The sequence below is a fragment of the Mesorhizobium sp. M7A.F.Ca.CA.004.06.1.1 genome (assembly GCF_003999135.1).
Classification (GTDB): Bacteria; Pseudomonadota; Alphaproteobacteria; order Rhizobiales; family Rhizobiaceae; genus Mesorhizobium.
The window spans coordinates 1-642 of record NZ_RZPQ01001359.1 but is presented as its reverse complement, the minus strand read 5'-3'; the positions used below and the strand labels follow the sequence as shown (position 1 = coordinate 642).

At 60.3% G+C, this 642-nt stretch carries 1 protein-coding gene; it reads left to right on the top strand.

Features of this window, described 5'->3' with window-relative positions:
• Positions 1-338: 338 nt before the first annotated feature.
• Positions 339-642 (top strand): hypothetical protein (locus tag EN906_RS36320; RefSeq protein ID WP_127375881.1); only part of this gene is annotated, 304 nt, incomplete at its 3' end.

Below are 642 nucleotides of genomic sequence, written 5' to 3'. Positions count from 1 at the left end.
GTCCTGTGGCACACAGCCAGCGACGACCCCGAGCAACGGGAAAACGGACGCCCAAATCGGCCGGCGTAGCGCCATATGCTGTCCTCCCGCGCGGCAAACCAGCCGCGATGCTTTGCCAAGATCAAGGTCATCCCGACGCCGAGACGGACACCAGCCGCGATGGTGCGGCCAAGCATGGCCGAATAATGGCCAACGGGTTTTCCATCCAGTCGGATATTAACGGATATTAACCATGTTTACCGAGACATCGCCGCCAAACGCGCTGGCCTCTTAACAAAGGTTAAGAAAACGTTAATTTCTGATTCGAGGAGGCTTTCCCTCAGGACACGGAGGACGCCATGCGTTCGAATTCAGGCAGATCGCGCCTTGCGGCGCTCATCGTGGCGGCATCGGTCGTAGCCCTTGCAGCGCCAGCGCTCGCCGGCGCCCGGCATCAGGATCGCGTCTACGCTGATTCCTTCGGCAATCTCGTTGTCGACAGCGCCGCCGGCTACAAGCGCATCATCGTCGGCGAAGGCAAGCTGGCCAAGCAGCTATCCGACTACACCAGCGCCGGCCAGCCCAAGGTGATCTACGAGAACGAAGCCGACGAAATCAGCGGATACAGTGATTGCTACCGGCCGCCTGTGCTGGTGCTGTCTC